Source organism: Streptomyces sp. DSM 15324, from assembly GCF_001514285.1.
Lineage (GTDB): Bacteria > Actinomycetota > Actinomycetes > Streptomycetales > Streptomycetaceae > Streptomyces.
Window position 1 is genome coordinate 1,178,488 of the sequence record NZ_KQ949023.1, and the last position, 15,794, is coordinate 1,194,281.

The window sequence follows — 15,794 nt, forward strand, 5'->3', positions numbered from 1 at the left end:
GGCGCCTGGATCCGAGGGCCTGGGGCCGGGCGACGGGGGGCCGGGCGCGTGTGTCAGGGAGCGGCCGGGGCCGTCTCGCCCGTACGGCCTGCCCGGTCCGGCACGGGATCCGCATCCGGCGCGCGCCCCGCCCCGGTCGAGCGCCACAGCCGTACGGCGGCCGTGAGCGCGGCGGCCAGCAGCAGGCCGTTGCGCACGACCAGCAGGGTCACCCCGAGGGGCGTGCCGGCGACGACGTCCGCGAAGTACACCGGGAACTCCAGCACGGTCACCGCGGACGCCGCCAGGACCAGCACAGCGGGGCCGGTCATCGCGGTCGCGCGGGAGCACAGGCAGACCGCGGCCAGGCCCACCAGCCACACCAGGTACTGCGGGCTGATCACCCGGCTGGTCACCGTGAACAGCAGGACGGCCGTGAACGCGGCGTCGGCCGGGGTGTGCGGCGCGATCCGGCGGGCCGTCAGCCGCCACAGCAGCAGCCAGCCGAACGCGAGGGCCGTCAGGAACAGCGCCACCTCGCTCACCACGGACACGTACGGGCCGAGGAACTCCACCGAGCCGTAGTTCAGCAGCACCCGCCCCCGCCAGCCGAACTGCCGGGCCACCTGGAGGACGAGGGCGCCGAGCGACTCCACCTCGGTGCCCCGGTCGCGCTGGAAGGCGAGGAAGGCGAAGGCGCCCGGCATCAGCACCGCGAACAGGCCCGACAGCGCGGCTGCCGTCAGCGCCGCCGCGCCCCACGCCCGGCGCCGCACGGCGCCCGCCAGCAGCAGCACCGGCCACACCTTCAGCAGCGCGGCGAAGCCGGTGAGCGTGCCCATCGCCCGGGGGTGCCGCACGCCCGCGAGGAGGGCCGCCACGGCGACCGCGGTGACCATCACGTCGTAGCGGGCGTAGACGGTCGGGCCGAGCAGCGGCAGGCCCGCCACCCACAGCCGGGCGCCGCGCGGCGAGCGGCGGGGACGCAGGCCCGCGTGCAGCAGCAGCACCAGGACGGCCAGGTCGGCCAGGAAGGCCAGGACGAAGAACGCCTGCGCGTAGCCGAGGAACGGCAGCAGGGCGGGGGAGAGGATCGCGAGGGCGGCGGCGGGCGGGTACTGCCAGGTGACGTCCGCCGACGGGAAGCTCCCGGTGCGCAGCACCTCGTACCAGCCCTGGTAGATGGACGACACGTCGGTCGTCACGTCCGGGCCCGGGAACAGGAGCACCCGGAAGACGAACAGCAGCAGCACGAGCCGGGTCGCGCCCCAGGTCGCCAGCAGCCGGACGAGCGGCCGTCTCGCCTCCGTGATCTCCACCGGTGTCCGTCCCGTTGTTCTCTGCGGGGTGTGTACTGGTCTGTGCGGGACTGTCCGTCCCCCTGCGCCCATGATCCCCCCCGTCGCCTGTGAGGCGCGGCCGGGCGCGGCTGTGAGCGGCGTTTGGGTAGGGTCGGCCCCGATGCACAAGACCCTGATCGTGACGAACGACTTTCCGCCCCGTCCCGGTGGTATCCAGGCGTTCCTGCACAACATGGCCCTCCGGCTCGACCCCGGCCGGCTCGTCGTGTACGCCTCCACCTGGAAGCGGGGCCGGGAGGGCGCCGAGGCGACCGCCGCCTTCGACGCCGAGCAGCCCTTCACCGTCGTACGGGACTCCACGACGATGCTGCTGCCGACCCCCGGGGCGACCCGGCGGGCCGCAGCCCTGCTGCGGGAGCACGGGTGCACGTCGGTGTGGTTCGGGGCCGCCGCGCCGCTCGGACTGATGGCGCCCGCGCTGCGCGGGGCCGGCGCCGAGCGGCTGATCGCCACCACCCACGGGCACGAGGCCGGCTGGGCGCAGCTGCCCGCCGCCCGGCAGCTGCTGGGCCGGATCGGGGACGCCACGGACACCCTCACCTATCTGGGCGAGTACACGCGCTCGCGGATAGCGACCGCGCTGAGCCCGGCGGCGGCCGGGCGGATGGTGCAGCTGCCGCCGGGCGTCGACGAGAAGACCTTCCACCCGGGCTCGGGCGGCGACGAGGTGCGGGCGCGGCTCGGGCTGACCGACCGGCCGGTGGTCGTCTGCGTCTCGCGGCTGGTGCCGCGCAAGGGCCAGGACACGCTGATCCTCGCCCTGCCCCGGATCCTCGCCGCCGAGCCGGACGCCGTGCTGCTGATCGTCGGCGGCGGGCCGTACGAGAAGGACCTGCGCCGGCTGGCCCGTCAGACCGGGGTCGGCGCCTCGGTGCGGTTCACCGGGCCGGTGCCCTGGAGCGAGCTGCCCGCGCACTACGGGGCCGGGGACGTCTTCGCGATGCCCTGCCGGACCCGGCGCGGCGGACTGGACGTCGAGGGCCTCGGGATCGTCTACCTGGAGGCGTCCGCCACCGGGCTGCCCGTGGTCGCCGGGGACTCCGGCGGGGCGCCCGACGCCGTGCTCGACGGCGAGACGGGCTGGGTCGTGCGGGGCGGTTCCCCGGCCGAGACCGCCGAGCGGATCGTCGCCCTCCTCGGGGACGCCGAGCTGCGCCGCCGCATGGGGGAGCGGGGGCGGCGCTGGGTGGAGGAGAAGTGGCGCTGGGACCTGCTCGCGGAGAAGCTGAAAACCTTGCTCTAGACTTTTCCCCTTTTGCTCTAGCCGGACGGCGGAAATCCGCTGATGCTGCGCACATGACAGCCAAACTGATGCAGCATCAGCTGACGAGACGTCAAATCCTTGGTATGGCCGCCCTCCAGACGGCGGCCACCCTCGGCTTCACCCGCATCGGCCTGCAGTCGGCCCGTGCGGACGAGCCCGCCGCGGTCGAGTCCGCACCCGCGATCGTCGTCGGCTCCGGCTACGGAGCCGCCGTCGCCGCCCTGCGCCTCGGCCAGGCCGGCATCCGCACGCTCGTCCTCGAGATGGGCCGGCTCTGGAACACCGCCGGCGCCGACGGCAAGATCTTCTGCAACACCGCCGCCCCCGACCAGCGCGCCATGTGGTTCAAGACCCGCACCGAGGCGCCGCTGGCCAGCTTCCTCTGGCTGGACGTCGTCAACCGGGACATCAGCCCCTACCCGGGCGTCCTGGACCGGGTGCACTTCGACCACATGTCCGTCTTCGTGGGCCGCGGGGTCGGCGGCGGCTCCCTGGTCAACGGCTCGATGGCGGTCACCCCGCTCCAGTCCTACTTCGCCGAGCAGTTCCCGACCGTCGACGTCACCGAGATGTACAGCACGTACTACCCGCGCGCCCGCGCCATGCTCGGCGTCAACAGCGTCGACCCTGCCTGGTTCGAGTCGACCGAGTGGTACCGGTTCAGCCGCACCTCCCGGAAGGCCGCCGCCACCACCGGTCTGAAGACCACCTTCGTGCCCAGCGTCTACGACTTCGGCTACATGCAGCGCGAGGCCGCCGGCACCGCCACCAGGTCGGCCCTCGGACAGGAGGTCATCTACGGCAACAACTACGGCAAGAAGAGCCTCGACAAGACGTATCTGGCGTCCGCGCTCGGCACCGGCAAGGTGACCGTCCACACCATGGAGAAGGTCACCGGGATCAGCCGGGCGGGCGACGGCACCTGGCTGCTGACCGCCCAGCGCATCGACGACACCGGCGCCGTCGTCGAGACCAAGCAGTACGGCTGCACCTATCTGTTCCTCGGCGCGGGCAGCCTCGGCACCAGCGAACTCCTGGTCCGGGCCCGGCAGACGGGGGCGCTCCCGGCGCTGGACGCCAGCGTCGGCACCGGCTGGGGCACCAACGGCAACGTGATGCTCGGCCGGGCCAACCACCTGTGGGACACGGTCGGCGCCAACCAGTCGACCATGCCGGTCATGGGCATCGACGACTGGGCCAACGCCGACAACCCCGTCTTCGCCGAGATCGCCCCGCTGCCGACCGGCCTGGAGCACTGGGTCAGCCTCTATCTGGCGATCACCAAGAACCCCGAGCGGGCCGCCTTCTCCTGGGACAACGGCGCGCTCAGGCTGAACTGGAGCGCCGCCCAGAGCGCGGTCTCCGTGAGCATGGCGAAGAAGCTGTTCGACCGGATCAACTCCGCCAACGCGACGATCTACCGGTACGACCTCTTCGGCTCGCCCAGCAAGATCTTCGCCGACGACTTCACCTACCATCCGCTCGGCGGCTGTGTGCTGGGCAGGTCCACCGACGACTACGGGCGTGTGAAGGGGTATTCCAGGCTCTACGTCACCGACGGCTCGCTGGTGCCGGGCAACATCGGCGTCAACCCGTTCGTCACCATCACCGCGCTCGCCGAACGCACGATGGCGCGGGTCCTCGCCGAGGACACCGCGCCGTGATCGTGCTGCTCGTGTGACTCCTGTCCGCCGGACTGCTCGGCGTACCGCTCGGCGTTCTACTTGGCGTAGATCGCCTCGATCTCCGCCGCGAAGTCCTTCGCCACGACGTTGCGCTTGAGCTTCAGCGACGGCGTCAGATGACCCGAGTCCTCCGTGAACTGGGAGGAGAGAATGCGGAACTTCCGCACCGATTCCGCCTTCGACACCGCGGCGTTGCCGTCGTCGACCGCCGACTGGATCGCGGCCAGCAGGTCCGCGTCCTGGTGCAGCGACGCCGCGGTGGACCCCGCCGGCTTGCCGTGCTCGGCGGCCCAGCGGCCGAGGAACTCCTCGTCGATGGTGACCAGCGCGCCCACGAACGGCCGCCCGTCGCCCACCACCATGCACTCCGCGACCAGCGCGTGCGCCCGGATCCGGTCCTCGATCACCGCCGGGGCGACGTTCTTGCCGCCCGCGGTGACGATGATCTCCTTCTTGCGGCCGGTGATCCTGAGGTAGCCGTCCTCGTCGAGGGTGCCCACGTCCCCGGTGTGGAACCAGCCGTCCGCCAGCGCCTCGGCGGTCGCCGCGGGGTTGTTCCAGTACTCCTTGAACAGGTGCTCGCCGTGCAGCAGCACCTCGCCGTCGTCGGCGATCCGCACCACCGAACCCGGCAGCGGCTGCCCGACCGTACCGATCTTCTGCCGGTCCCAGGGGTTGAACGCGGTCGCCGCGCAGGACTCGGTCAGACCGTAGCCCTCCAGGACCGTGAAGCCGATGCCGCGGAAGAAGTGACCGAGCCGTTCGCCGAGCGGCGCACCGCCCGAGATCGCGTACTCGCCCCGGCCGCCCAGCACCGCCCGCAGCTTGCTGTAGACCAGCCGGTCGAACACCTTGTGCTTGATCTTCAGACCGAGGGACGGCCCCGAGGGCAGGTCCAGCGCCCGGCTGTAGGCGATCGCGGTGTCCGCCGCCTTGTCGAAGATCGCGCCCTTGCCGTCCGCCTGCGCCTTGGCCCGCGCCGAGTTGTAGACCTTCTCGAAGACGCGCGGCACACCGAGGATCAGCGTCGGCCGGAAGGAGGCCAGCTCGTCGGTGAGGTTCTTGATGTCCGGGACCGTGCCCAGCCTGATCGGCGCCATCATCGGGGCGATCTGCACCAGCCGGCCGAAGACGTGCGCGAGCGGCAGGAAGAGCAGCACACTGCACTCGCCCGTGCGGAACAGCGGACGCAGCCGCTCCACCACGTTCCCGCACTCGGCGAAGAAGCTGCGGTGGGTGAGCACACAGCCCTTGGGCCGGCCGGTCGTGCCCGAGGTGTAGACGATGGTGGCCGGGTCGTCCGCCTTGGCGAGCGAGCCGCGCTCCTCGACGGTGGCGTCGGAGACGTCCTGGCCGAGCCGCCCGAGCTCCTCCACACCCCCGCCCTCGATCTGCCAGACGTGCTTGAGCGCCGGCAGCGTCCCGCGCACCGACTCGACGGCGGCCGTGTGCGCGTCCAGCTCGACGATCATCGCGGTGGCGCCCGAGTCGGAGAGGATCCACTGCACCTGCTCGGCCGAGCTGGTCTCGTACACCGGCACGGTCACCGCGCCCGCGCACCAGATCGCGAAGTCCAGCAGCGTCCACTCGTAGCGGGTCCGCGACATCAGGGCGACCCGGTCGCCCGGCTGCACACCGGAGGCGATCAGGCCCTTGGCGGCGGCCTTCACCTCGGCCAGGAAGGCCGTCGCGGTCACGTCCTGCCAGGCACCGCCCACCTTGCGGGCGATGACGGCGACATCGGGGTGCTGCGCGGCGTTTCTGCGGACGATGTCGGTCAGATTGCCGTCCGCGGGGACCTCGTACATAGCCGGAAGGCTGAACTCGCGCAAGACTGCTGCTCCTCATAGGGCGCCGGCGCCACGACGTTGTGTGATGCGACGGTGCGGTCCACGGCTCGGGCGGTGCTCGGACCTCGATCGTTGAAATCCTGAGCACGACTGGACTGCCCGGACGTTACCCGCCGGTATGGCGTCTTCGACAGGGGGGCCGACCGAGATGTTCGCTGCGTCACACAGATTGGGGTTTCCTCGCGCACAGTAGTCCACCCCTTTACTGACTGGCCAGTAACCGCTATTTCGGTCGGCACTGTTCACTCCTGCCGCGCAGGCCTACCCTTGATCGCCATGGCCTCCACACCCGCCGGTAACCGCAGGACACGCATCCACGTGGTCAGTGACGTGCACGGCAACGCCCGTGACCTGGCCCGGGCCGGGGAGGGCGCGGACGCGCTGATCTGTCTGGGCGACCTCGTCCTCTTCCTCGACTACGCCGACCACTCCCGCGGGATCTTCCCCGACCTCTTCGGCGTCGAGAACGCCGACCGGCTCGTCGAGCTGCGCACCGCCCGCCGCTTCGAGGAGGCCCGCGAACTCGGCCGCCGGCTGTGGAGCGGCGTGGACGGCGAGCGGGCCGACGTCATCGAGAAGGCGGTGCGCAAGCAGTACGGCGAGATGTTCGCCGCCTTCCCCACCCCGACGTACGCCACCTACGGCAACGTCGACATGCCCCAGCTCTGGCCCGAGTTCGCCGGCCCCGGCACCACCGTCCTGGACGGCGAACGGGTGGAGATCGGCGGCCGGGTCTTCGGCTTCGTCGGCGGCGGGCTCCGCACGGCCATGCGCACGCCGTACGAGATCAGCGACGAGGAGTACGCCGCGAAGATCGAGGCCGTCGGCGAGGTCGACGTGCTCTGCACCCACATCCCGCCCGAGGTCCCCGAACTCGTCTACGACACCGTCGCGCGCCGCTTCGAACGCGGCAGCCGCGCCCTGCTGGACGCGATCCACCGCACCCGCCCCCGCTACTCCCTCTTCGGACACGTCCACCAGCCGCTGGCCCGCCGGATGCGGATCGGCGCCACCGAGTGCGTCAACGTCGGGCACTTCGCGGGGAGCGGCAAGCCGTGGGCGCTGGAGTGGTGACGGGCGCGGCGACCTGATCACGAGGCGGGGTGAAGGCGGCAGGCCGGGCGCGCGGTAGCCTTCACGCTGCACACACGTACCTTTACGGGCCCGTATCCGGAGGAGTCACGGCGATGGCGGAACACACCAGTTCGAGCATCACGATCGAGGCGGCACCGGCCGACGTCATGGCCGTGATCGCGGACTTCGCCCGCTACCCCGACTGGACCGGCGAGGTGAAGCAGGCGGAGGTCCTCAAGGAGGACGCCCGGGGCCGCGCCGAGCAGGTGCGGCTCGTCATGGACGCCGGCGCGATCAAGGACGACCAGGTGCTGGGGTACACCTGGACCGGGGAGCACGAGGTGTCCTGGACGCTGGTGAAGTCCCAGATGCTCCGCCAGCTCGACGGGTCCTACCTCCTGAGGCCGGCCGGTGCGGGCGCCACCGAGGTCACCTACCAGCTGACCGTCGACGTCAAGATCCCCATGCTCGGGATGATCAAGCGCAAGGCCGAGAAGGTCATCATCGACCGGGCGCTGGCCGGCCTGAAGAAGCGGGTCGAGTCCGGCAAGTAGGCTGAGGGTGCGTCTCGGTTAGCGTTCCTCCTCATGCGCACCATCTTGATCATCGGGCCCGGTGGCAGCGGGCGTACGACCGTCGCGGCCGCCACCGCGCTGGACGCCGCCCGCGCGGGCGTACGGACCCTCGTCCTCAGCGCCGACCGGGGCGACAGCCTCGGCGCCGCCCTCGGCGTCCCGACCGGGGGCGAGCCGGTGCGGGTCCTGTCGCACCTCACCGCCTGGCGGCCGGACGCCACCACCGCGTTCCGCGACGACCTCACCGCCTTCCAGGACCGGGCCTCGACCGTGCTCGATCTGCTCGGGGCCGCCCGACTCGACACCGAGGAGGTCACGCCGCTCCCCGGGGCCGAGGAGCTGACCCTGCTGCGGGCCCTGCGCGACGCCGCCCTCGCCGAGGCGCACGACCTGCTCGTCGTCGACCTGCCGCCCACCGCCCAGGCCCTCGCCCTGCTCGCGCTCCCCGAGGAGCTGCGCCGCTATCTGCGCCGGCTGCTGCCACCGGAGCGCCAGGCCGCCCGTGCCCTGCGGCCCGTCCTCGGACGGCTCGCCGGGGTGCCGATGCCCGCCGAGTGGCTGTACGAGACCACCGGCCGCTGGGACCTGGAGCTGGCCGCCGTCCAGGCCGTCCTCGCCGACCCCCGCACCGCCGTACGGCTCGTCGCCGAACCCGGCCCGGCCGGGGCCGACGCCGTCCGGGACGCCCGGCTCGGGCTCGCCCTGCGCGCCCTGCCCGTCGAGTCGCTCGTCGCCAACCGGGTCCTGCCGGAGAGCGCGGCCGACGACGGCTGGCTCGGCCGGCTCGTCGGCCAGCAGCGCAAGGCGCTCACGGAGTGGGAGGGCGCGGCGCGGACCGTCGCCCACCTGGGCCACGACCCGCGCGGCGCCGACGACCTCACGGCGCTCGCCGTGCCCCCCGTCAACACGACCGGCTCCCCGGTCGAGTGGGCCGTCGCCGACCGGCTCGCCGAGGACGGCGTCCTCGTCTGGCACATCCCGCTGCCCGGCGCCCTGCGCGACGAACTGGACCTCATCCGCCGCGGCGACGAACTCGTCCTCGCCGCGGGACCCTTCCGCCGGATCGTCCCGCTGCCCTCGGCCCTGCGCCGCTGCACCGTGGAGGGCGCCGCCCTGCGCGACGGCGAGCTGCGCATCCGGTTCGCACCGGATCCCGGCCTGTGGCCGCAGGGGCGGTGAACGGCATACCCCCGTTCGGGTAACGTCGAGAGGGGCGATCCGTCATCGGCGTCGTCCCGTCAGGACAGCACCAGCAGGACCGCAGAAGCCACCAGGAGTCCGTCATGAGCGAAGAGCGCCCCACGCCCGACGCCGCCCGGGACGAGGCCGCCGAGGAATCCCGCGCCGCCGACGCGGACGCCTGGGCCACCGCCTGTGCCGAGGACCTGGCCCGCGAGAAGGCCCGCCGCCGGGCCGAGCAGGGCCGCCCGGAGGGCTCGGCTGCCGAGGAACTGCGCAAGCTCGTCGAGACCGTCGCCGACAAGCTCTCCGGCATCCAGTCCCCGCTGTTCGGCGCCGTCGCGGGCGGCGCCGCGCAGCAGGTGGTCCGCCAGGTCGTGCAGCAGGCCAAGGCCGCCGTCGAACCCGTCATCGAGCGCAACCCCGACGTCTTCGACCACCTCGCGGCGGCCGGCGGCGAACTCCTCGCCGCCTACCGCTCCGCCGTCCAGCACCAGGAACAGCGCTGGACGAGCCCCGACCGAGACCTGAAGGACGACCCGCGCGACGACCCCCGCGACGGCGGTGAGGGCACCGGCCCGGGACAGCGCATCGACCTCGACTGACCGCGCGGACCCTCAGAAAGACGCCCCGGGGCGCCTGTCCGCCCGGCGGACGACGGGAATCCGGCAACAGCGGCTCGGGTACCGTTGGCCGTAGCGGGGCTCGACCGAAACTGAGGGATTCATGGGACTCACCATCGGCGTCGACATCGGCGGCACGAAGATCGCGGCCGGCGTGGTCGACGAGGAAGGCAACATCCTCTCGACCTTCAAGGTGCCGACCCCCAGCACGCCCGAGGCCATCGTGGACGCCATCGCCTCGGCCGTGGAGGGCGCCCGCGCGGGCCACGAGATCGTCGGTGTGGGCATCGGCGCCGCCGGTTACGTCGACCGGCAGCGTTCCACCGTCTACTTCGCGCCCAACATCGACTGGCGCCAGGAACCGCTCAAGGACGACGTCGAGGCCCGCGTGGGCCTCCCGGTCGTCGTCGAGAACGACGCCAACGCGGCCGCGTGGGGCGAGTACAAGTTCGGCGCGGGCAAGGGCCACCGCAACGTCATCTGCATCACGCTCGGCACCGGCCTCGGCGGCGGCATCATCATCGGCAACAAGCTGCGCCGCGGCCACTTCGGCGTCGCCGCCGAGTTCGGCCACATCCGGATGGTCCCGGACGGCCTGCTGTGCGGCTGCGGTTCGCAGGGCTGCTGGGAGCAGTACGCCTCCGGCCGCGCCCTCGTGCGGTACGCCAAGCAGCGCGCCAACGCCACCCCGGAGAACGCCGAGATCCTGCTCGCCCTCGGCGACGGCTCCCCCGAGGGCATCGAGGGCAAGCACATCTCCATGGCCGCCCGCCAGGGCGACCCGGTCGCCGTCGACTCCTACCGCGAACTCGCCCGCTGGGCCGGCGCCGGCCTCGCCGACCTCGCCTCCCTCTTCGACCCCTCCGCCTTCATCGTCGGCGGCGGCCTCTCCGACGAGGGCGAACTGGTCCTCGACCCGATCCGCAAGTCGTACAAGCGCTGGCTGGTGGGCGGCAACTGGCGCCCGGTCGCCGATGTGATCGCCGCCCAGCTGGGCAACGAGGCGGGTCTGGTCGGCGCGGCGGACCTGGCGAGAGAGCCCGACCCCATCATGTGACGCTCACGCGTCCCACCCCGGGGGCGCGGGGAACCGCGCGACAGGCCACGCGAACCGGCCCTCGCGCGCAACCCTCGCGCCCCACCTCCTCGGGCGTAGATTGATCCGCATGCCGCCGCTCCCGAATTCCGGTACCGAGCCCGACGGTTCGGCCGTCATCAGGGTCCTGAGCTACAACATCCGCTCCCTGCGCGACGACACCGACGCCCTCGCCCGGGTCATCACGGCCTGCACACCCGATCTGGTCCTCCTCCAGGAAGCCCCGCTCTTCTTCCGCTGGCGCAAGAAGCTCGCCCGCCTCGCCGCGGCCACCGGCCTGGTGATCCTCACGGGCGGCGGCACAGCGGCCGGACCGGCGATCCTCTGCTCCCTGCGCGTCATGCCGGAGCGCACCGAGGACGTCCTGCTCCCCCTCACCCCCGGCCGGTACCGCCGAGGCCTCGCCACCGCCGTGGTCCGCATCGCCGGCGCCCGCCTCGGCGTGATCAGCTGCCATCTGAGCCTGCACCAGGACGAACGCCACGACCAGGCAGGACTGCTCCTCGACCGGCTCGCCGGGATGGACGTGGACCACGCGATCGCCGGCGGCGACCTCAACGAGCGCCCCGGCGGCCCCGCGTTCACCCGCCTCGCCGACACCCTCAGCGACTGCCGCGCCACCGCGCCCTGGGGCACCGAGCACACCTTCCCCGCCGCCGCGCCGGACCGCCGTATCGACGGCATCTTCGCGACGAAGGCCGTGGAGATCCTCGGCTGCGGCGTCCCCCACGGCCTCCCCGGCGTCACCGAGAACGACCTGAGGGCGGCCACGGACCACCTCCCGGTCCTGGCCGCCCTCAGAATCCCCGCGCACTAGAGCAGGACTAGACCACGGCCCCCCGGCCGGGATCCTGGTCGTCCTCGTCGTCCGAGCGCATCCGGACCACCAGCGTGGCGAAGCCGCCGAGGAAGCCGCCGACGCAGACCGTGGTCAGCCACCACGTCATCTCCCAGCCCAGCAGCACCGCCAGCAACAGCAGCAGCGGCCCGCCGATCACCCCGAGCCAGGCGAACTTGGCCGTGGTGTCGGCGGCCGGCAGCGGCGGCGGCTCCGGCGGCACGAAGTGCCCCTCGTCCTCCTCGTCGAAGTCCTCCTCGGCCGGCTCCGCCGCGCTGTAGTCGCGCGGGCCGACACCGGGCGCGAACGAGACGGAGCTGCCGAGCGGCTTGGCCGGTTCCGGCTCCTGGTCCTCCGCGGAGTCCCGGGGTTCGTCCTCGTTCGTCCGGGTCTCCAGCAGGGCCAGGTCCTCGATCGACTTGAACGGCCTGGCCCCCGGCGGGTCCGGCGGTTCGTCCCCGTACCCCGCGACGATCGCCGCCCACGCGGCGTCCTCGTCGAAGGGCACGTTCTGCTCCTTGGGCTCCCGGCCCCGACGGGCCTCCTGGCCGTCCGGGCCCTCCCGTCCGTCCCGGTTCTCCCGGTCCTCGCGGTCGGAGTCGTGCTCAGCCACCTACGGCCGTCCCTTCCTTGCCGACACTGGGCGCGATCCGGGCGATGAACGCGTAGCTCTCCTCGAAGATCCGGTCCGCATCGTGGTCCAACGTTGCCACGTGGTAGCTCTGTTCCAGGAGGATCTCGGTCACGTCCGTGGACGAGACCCGGCTCAGGACCCGGGCCGAGTCGGCCGCCGGGACGACATGGTCCCGGACGCTGCGCAGGAGCAGCAGCGGCTGCGTGACCTGCGGAAGCTCCCCGTCGATCTGCCGCAGCAGGATCCGCAGCGCGTGTGCCGCGCGCAGCGGCACCCGGTCGTACCCGATCTCGACGCTCCCCTCGCGCGCGATGTCGCTCGCGATCCCCTTCGTCGACCGCACGACGTGGTGGGCCACGGGGAGGGCATACGCCGACAGCCCGTGCACCTTGTTCGCCGGGTTGACCACGACCACGCCCTCGACGTCCGCGCCGTGCCGGGCGGCCAGCCGCAGCGCGAGCGCGCCGCCCATGGACAGTCCGGCCACGAACACCCGGGAGCACCGCTCGCGCAGGGCCCGCAGCTCGCGGTCCACCTCCGCGTACCAGTCGGGGCCGCCGGTGAGGGCCATGTCCTCCCAGCGGGTGCCGTGCCCCGGCAGCAGGGGGACCGCGACGGTGAGCCCCCGACCGGCCAGGTACCGGGCCCAGGGACGCAGCGACTGCGGGGAACCGGTGAAGCCGTGGCAGAGGAGGATCCCGACCTCCCCGCCCTCGTGGCGGTACGGCTCGGCTCCAGGAAGGACCGGCACCTTCGGTCTCCTGTCTTCGTCTGTTCTTCATGAGAGGGGCGTGAGGTTCACGGTACGCGACCCCACTGACACCGACCAGGGCCGTCGGGGCCTTTGCCGCCGCGCCGGGTTAAGGTCTGAGAACACATACAGGAGGCACTGGGTTGTTGTACGGCGCGATGAAGGTCGCTATCGGGGGACCGCTGAAGGTCACCTTCAGGCCCTGGGTGGAAGGCCTCGAGAACATTCCCGCCGAGGGCCCCGCGATCCTGGCGAGCAACCACCTCTCCTTCTCGGACTCGTTCTTCCTGCCCGCGGTCCTGGACCGCAAGGTCACGTTCATCGCGAAGGCCGAGTACTTCACCACGCCCGGCCTCAAGGGCAGGCTGACGGCCGCCTTCTTCAAGGGCGTCGGCCAGCTCCCGGTGGACCGCTCCGGAGCGCGCGGCGCGGGGGAGGCCGCGATCAAGAGCGGCATAGAGGTGCTGGAGCGCGGTGAGCTGTTCGGGATCTACCCCGAGGGCACCCGCTCGCCCGACGGCCGCCTCTACCGCGGCAAGCCGGGCGGCCTCGCGCGCGTGGCGCTCGCCACCGGAGCGCCCGTCATCCCGGTCGCCATGATCGACACGGAGAAGATCCAGCCGCCGGGCAAGGTGATGCCCAAGGTGATGCGGCCCGGCATCCGGATCGGCGCGCCGCTGGACTTCAGCCGCTACGAGGGCATGGACCACGACCGTTTCGTGCTGCGGGCACTGACGGACGAGGTGATGTACGAGATCATGAAGCTCTCCGGCCAGGAGTACGTCGACATCTACGCGACCGCCGCCAAGCGGCAGATCGCGGAGGCGGCCAAGGCCGACAAGGAGGCCGAGAAGGCCGCGCGGGCGGCGCTCGCGCAGGCCGAGAAGGACCAGGCCAAGAAGGAACAAGAGCGGTAGTGGTACCAGAGCGGTAGCGGTACGAGAGCGGCAGGGGCGCTCCGGGGGCGGGGGGACTGGACGGATGGCCAGGCGCGAGAGAGTCATGAGGATGTCGGTGGAGCTGCCGCTGTGGCGCGCGCTCTCCGGCTACCGGGTCCTGACGATGCTGTACGCGGTCGGCCTGTTCGCCACCGCCTACGACGACTACGACCGTCCCGGCGTCGCCATCGCCTACTTCGCCGTCCTGTTCGTGTGGACGCTCGCGACCCTGCCCCGGGTGCAGAACGCGGCGGCCTGCACCAAGCGCTTCCTCACCGTCGACCTCGCGGTCGCGCTGACCGGGATCGTGCTGACCCCGTTCGTCGTCAGCGACCAGCACATCCAGGACAGCGGGCCCACCCTGCCCTCGATATGGACGGCCGGTTCGGTCCTCGCCTTCGCCATCAAGGGCGGCTGGCGCTGGGCCGCGTTCGCCTCCACGCCGGTGGCCGTCGCCAACCTGATCGAGCGCGGCCACCCGGCCCGCGACACCGTCCACAACGTGATCCTGGTCTGGGTCGCCTCCATCGCCATCGGGTACGTCGTCGAGGTCGCCCGCGCCTCCGAGCGCACCCTCGCCCGCGCCCTGGAGATCGAGGCGGCCACGCGGGAGCGGGAGCGGCTCGCCCGGGACATCCACGACGGCGTGCTGCAGGTGCTGGCCATGGTGCAGCGGCGCGGCGCGGTCCTCGGCGGCGAGGCGGCCGAGCTGGGCCGACTGGCCGGCGAGCAGGAGGTCGCGCTGCGCACCCTGGTCTCCGGCGGGCTCGTCCCCGTCTCCCGGGTGTCGGAGGACCTCGCCGAGGGGGCCGTCGTACGCCTGGTGGAGGTGCCCGATCAGCCGGCGGGGAGCGACGGTCCCCTCGATCTGCGCACGCTGCTCGCGCCGTACGCCGCCGCGAGGGTCGCGCTCGCGGAGCCGGGCGCGCCGGTGCTGCTGGAGCCGGCCGCCGCCCGGGAGCTGGCCGCCGCGGTGGGCGCCGCCCTGGACAACGTACGCCGGCACGCGGGCGAGGAGGCCCGTGCCTGGATCCTGGTGGAGGACGAACCCGGCGAGGTGATCGTCACCGTGCGGGACGACGGGCCGGGCATCCCGGAGGGGCGGCTGGCCCAGGCCGAGGGCGAGGGGCGGCTCGGGGTCGCCCAGTCGATCCGGGGCCGGCTGCGCGACCTCGGCGGCCGCGCCGAGCTGATCTCGACGCCCGGACAGGGCACCGAAGTGGAGTTGACCGTGCCGAAGGCCGTGGCGGGGAAGGACAGCAGGCGATGAGCATCAAGGTCATGGTGGTCGACGACCATCCGATGTGGCGCGACGCGGTCGCCCGGGACCTCACCGAGGCCGGCTTCGAGGTGGTCGCCACCGCGGGCGACGGCGAGCAGGCGGTGCGCCGCGCCCGGGCGGCCGTGCCGGACGTGCTCGTCCTGGACCTCAACCTGCCGGCCAAGCCGGGGGTCCAGGTGTGCAAGGAGGTCGTTGCGGCGAACCCCGCGCTGCGCGTCCTGGTGCTCTCCGCGAGCGGCGAGCACGCCGACGTCCTGGAGGCGGTCAAGTCCGGGGCGACCGGCTACCTGCTGAAGTCGGCGTCCACCGAGGAACTCCTGGACGCGGTGCGCCGTACCGCCGTCGGCGACCCGGTGTTCACGCCCGGCCTCGCCGGACTGGTCCTCGGCGAGTACCGACGGCTGGCCTCCGACCCCGCCTCCGCCTCCGGCTCCGACGAGCCCGACGCGCCGCGGCTGACGGACCGGGAGACCGAGGTGCTGCGGCTGGTGGCCAAGGGGCTCAGCTACAAGCAGATCGCCGAACGCCTCGTCATCTCCCACCGCACGGTCCAGAACCACGTCCAGAACACCCTCGGCAAGCTCCAGCTGCACAACCGGGTGGAACTGGTCCGGTACGCGATCGAGCGGGGTCTCGACGACGAGTGAGGCCCGCAGGACACTGAC

Annotated in this window: 15 protein-coding genes; 11 read left to right on the plus strand and 4 right to left on the minus strand. The window is 72.5% G+C overall.

What is annotated here, in order from left to right:
* Positions 1 to 53: 53 nt before the first annotated feature.
* The gene (locus tag AQJ58_RS05170) at positions 54 to 1,298 is read right to left on the minus strand and encodes a glycosyltransferase 87 family protein (RefSeq protein ID WP_067245125.1); all 1,245 of its coding nucleotides are present in this window, start codon (positions 1,296 to 1,298) and stop codon (positions 54 to 56) included.
* 142 nt (positions 1,299 to 1,440) lie between these two features.
* Here AQJ58_RS05170 and AQJ58_RS05175 point away from each other — a divergent pair, with 142 nt between their 5' ends.
* Positions 1,441 to 2,583, plus strand: a complete 1,143-nt coding sequence (locus AQJ58_RS05175) for a glycosyltransferase family 4 protein (protein WP_067245127.1) — start codon at positions 1,441 to 1,443, stop codon at positions 2,581 to 2,583.
* Positions 2,584 to 2,687: 104 nt separating this feature from the next.
* Positions 2,688 to 4,268, plus strand: a complete 1,581-nt coding sequence (locus tag AQJ58_RS05180; protein ID WP_067245129.1) for a GMC oxidoreductase — start codon at positions 2,688 to 2,690, stop codon at positions 4,266 to 4,268.
* A 56-nt stretch (positions 4,269 to 4,324) separates the two neighbouring features.
* Here AQJ58_RS05180 and AQJ58_RS05185 read toward each other — a convergent pair whose 3' ends face one another.
* Entirely contained in the window at positions 4,325 to 6,121 is a 1,797-nt protein-coding gene (locus tag AQJ58_RS05185; RefSeq protein WP_067245131.1) for an AMP-dependent synthetase/ligase, read from the minus strand.
* A gap of 336 nt (positions 6,122 to 6,457) precedes the next feature.
* Between AQJ58_RS05185 and AQJ58_RS05190 the strand changes: the two genes are divergently transcribed.
* The 6 genes from AQJ58_RS05190 to AQJ58_RS05215 all read left to right on the plus strand — a co-directional run bounded on the left by AQJ58_RS05190 (position 6,458) and on the right by AQJ58_RS05215 (position 11,503).
* On the plus strand, positions 6,458 to 7,213 hold the full coding sequence (locus tag AQJ58_RS05190; protein ID WP_067245133.1) for a metallophosphoesterase family protein: 756 nt from the start codon (positions 6,458 to 6,460) through the stop codon (positions 7,211 to 7,213).
* A gap of 113 nt (positions 7,214 to 7,326) precedes the next feature.
* Complete coding sequence (locus tag AQJ58_RS05195) at positions 7,327 to 7,767, plus strand: SRPBCC family protein (protein ID WP_067245134.1); 441 nt, start codon at positions 7,327 to 7,329, stop codon at positions 7,765 to 7,767.
* 33 nt (positions 7,768 to 7,800) lie between these two features.
* Entirely contained in the window at positions 7,801 to 8,967 is a 1,167-nt protein-coding gene (locus AQJ58_RS05200; protein WP_067245136.1) for an ArsA family ATPase, read from the plus strand.
* Between the two features lie 104 nt (positions 8,968 to 9,071).
* Positions 9,072 to 9,572 (plus strand): DUF5304 family protein, encoded by a 501-nt coding sequence (locus tag AQJ58_RS05205; protein WP_067245137.1) that lies wholly within the window; start codon positions 9,072 to 9,074, stop codon positions 9,570 to 9,572.
* Between the two features lie 121 nt (positions 9,573 to 9,693).
* On the plus strand, positions 9,694 to 10,647 hold the full coding sequence (locus tag AQJ58_RS05210) for an ROK family glucokinase (RefSeq protein WP_067245139.1): 954 nt from the start codon (positions 9,694 to 9,696) through the stop codon (positions 10,645 to 10,647).
* A 109-nt stretch (positions 10,648 to 10,756) separates the two neighbouring features.
* Positions 10,757 to 11,503, plus strand: coding sequence for an endonuclease/exonuclease/phosphatase family protein (locus AQJ58_RS05215; protein ID WP_067245141.1), 747 nt, complete (start codon positions 10,757 to 10,759; stop codon positions 11,501 to 11,503).
* A gap of 7 nt (positions 11,504 to 11,510) precedes the next feature.
* On the opposite strand, the gene AQJ58_RS05220 is transcribed toward AQJ58_RS05215, so the two are convergent.
* A complete protein-coding gene (locus tag AQJ58_RS05220) occupies positions 11,511 to 12,137 on the minus strand; it encodes a hypothetical protein (RefSeq protein ID WP_067245143.1) in 627 nt (208 codons plus the stop codon).
* A complete protein-coding gene (locus tag AQJ58_RS05225) occupies positions 12,130 to 12,909 on the minus strand; it encodes an alpha/beta hydrolase (protein WP_067245144.1) in 780 nt (259 codons plus the stop codon). The genes AQJ58_RS05220 and AQJ58_RS05225 overlap by 8 nt, the downstream gene beginning before the upstream one ends.
* 158 nt (positions 12,910 to 13,067) lie before the next feature.
* On the opposite strand from AQJ58_RS05225, the gene AQJ58_RS05230 reads away from it, so the two are divergent.
* The 3 genes from AQJ58_RS05230 to AQJ58_RS05240 all read left to right on the plus strand — a co-directional run bounded on the left by AQJ58_RS05230 (position 13,068) and on the right by AQJ58_RS05240 (position 15,776).
* Complete coding sequence (locus tag AQJ58_RS05230) at positions 13,068 to 13,826, plus strand: lysophospholipid acyltransferase family protein (protein ID WP_067245146.1); 759 nt, start codon at positions 13,068 to 13,070, stop codon at positions 13,824 to 13,826.
* 64 nt (positions 13,827 to 13,890) lie between these two features.
* Positions 13,891 to 15,117 (plus strand): MacS family sensor histidine kinase, encoded by a 1,227-nt coding sequence (gene macS / locus AQJ58_RS05235; RefSeq protein WP_067245149.1) that lies wholly within the window; start codon positions 13,891 to 13,893, stop codon positions 15,115 to 15,117.
* A gap of 11 nt (positions 15,118 to 15,128) precedes the next feature.
* Positions 15,129 to 15,776: a response regulator gene (locus tag AQJ58_RS05240; RefSeq protein ID WP_067245821.1), complete on the plus strand. Its 648-nt coding sequence runs from the start codon at positions 15,129 to 15,131 to the stop codon at positions 15,774 to 15,776.
* Positions 15,777 to 15,794 lie beyond the last annotated feature (18 nt).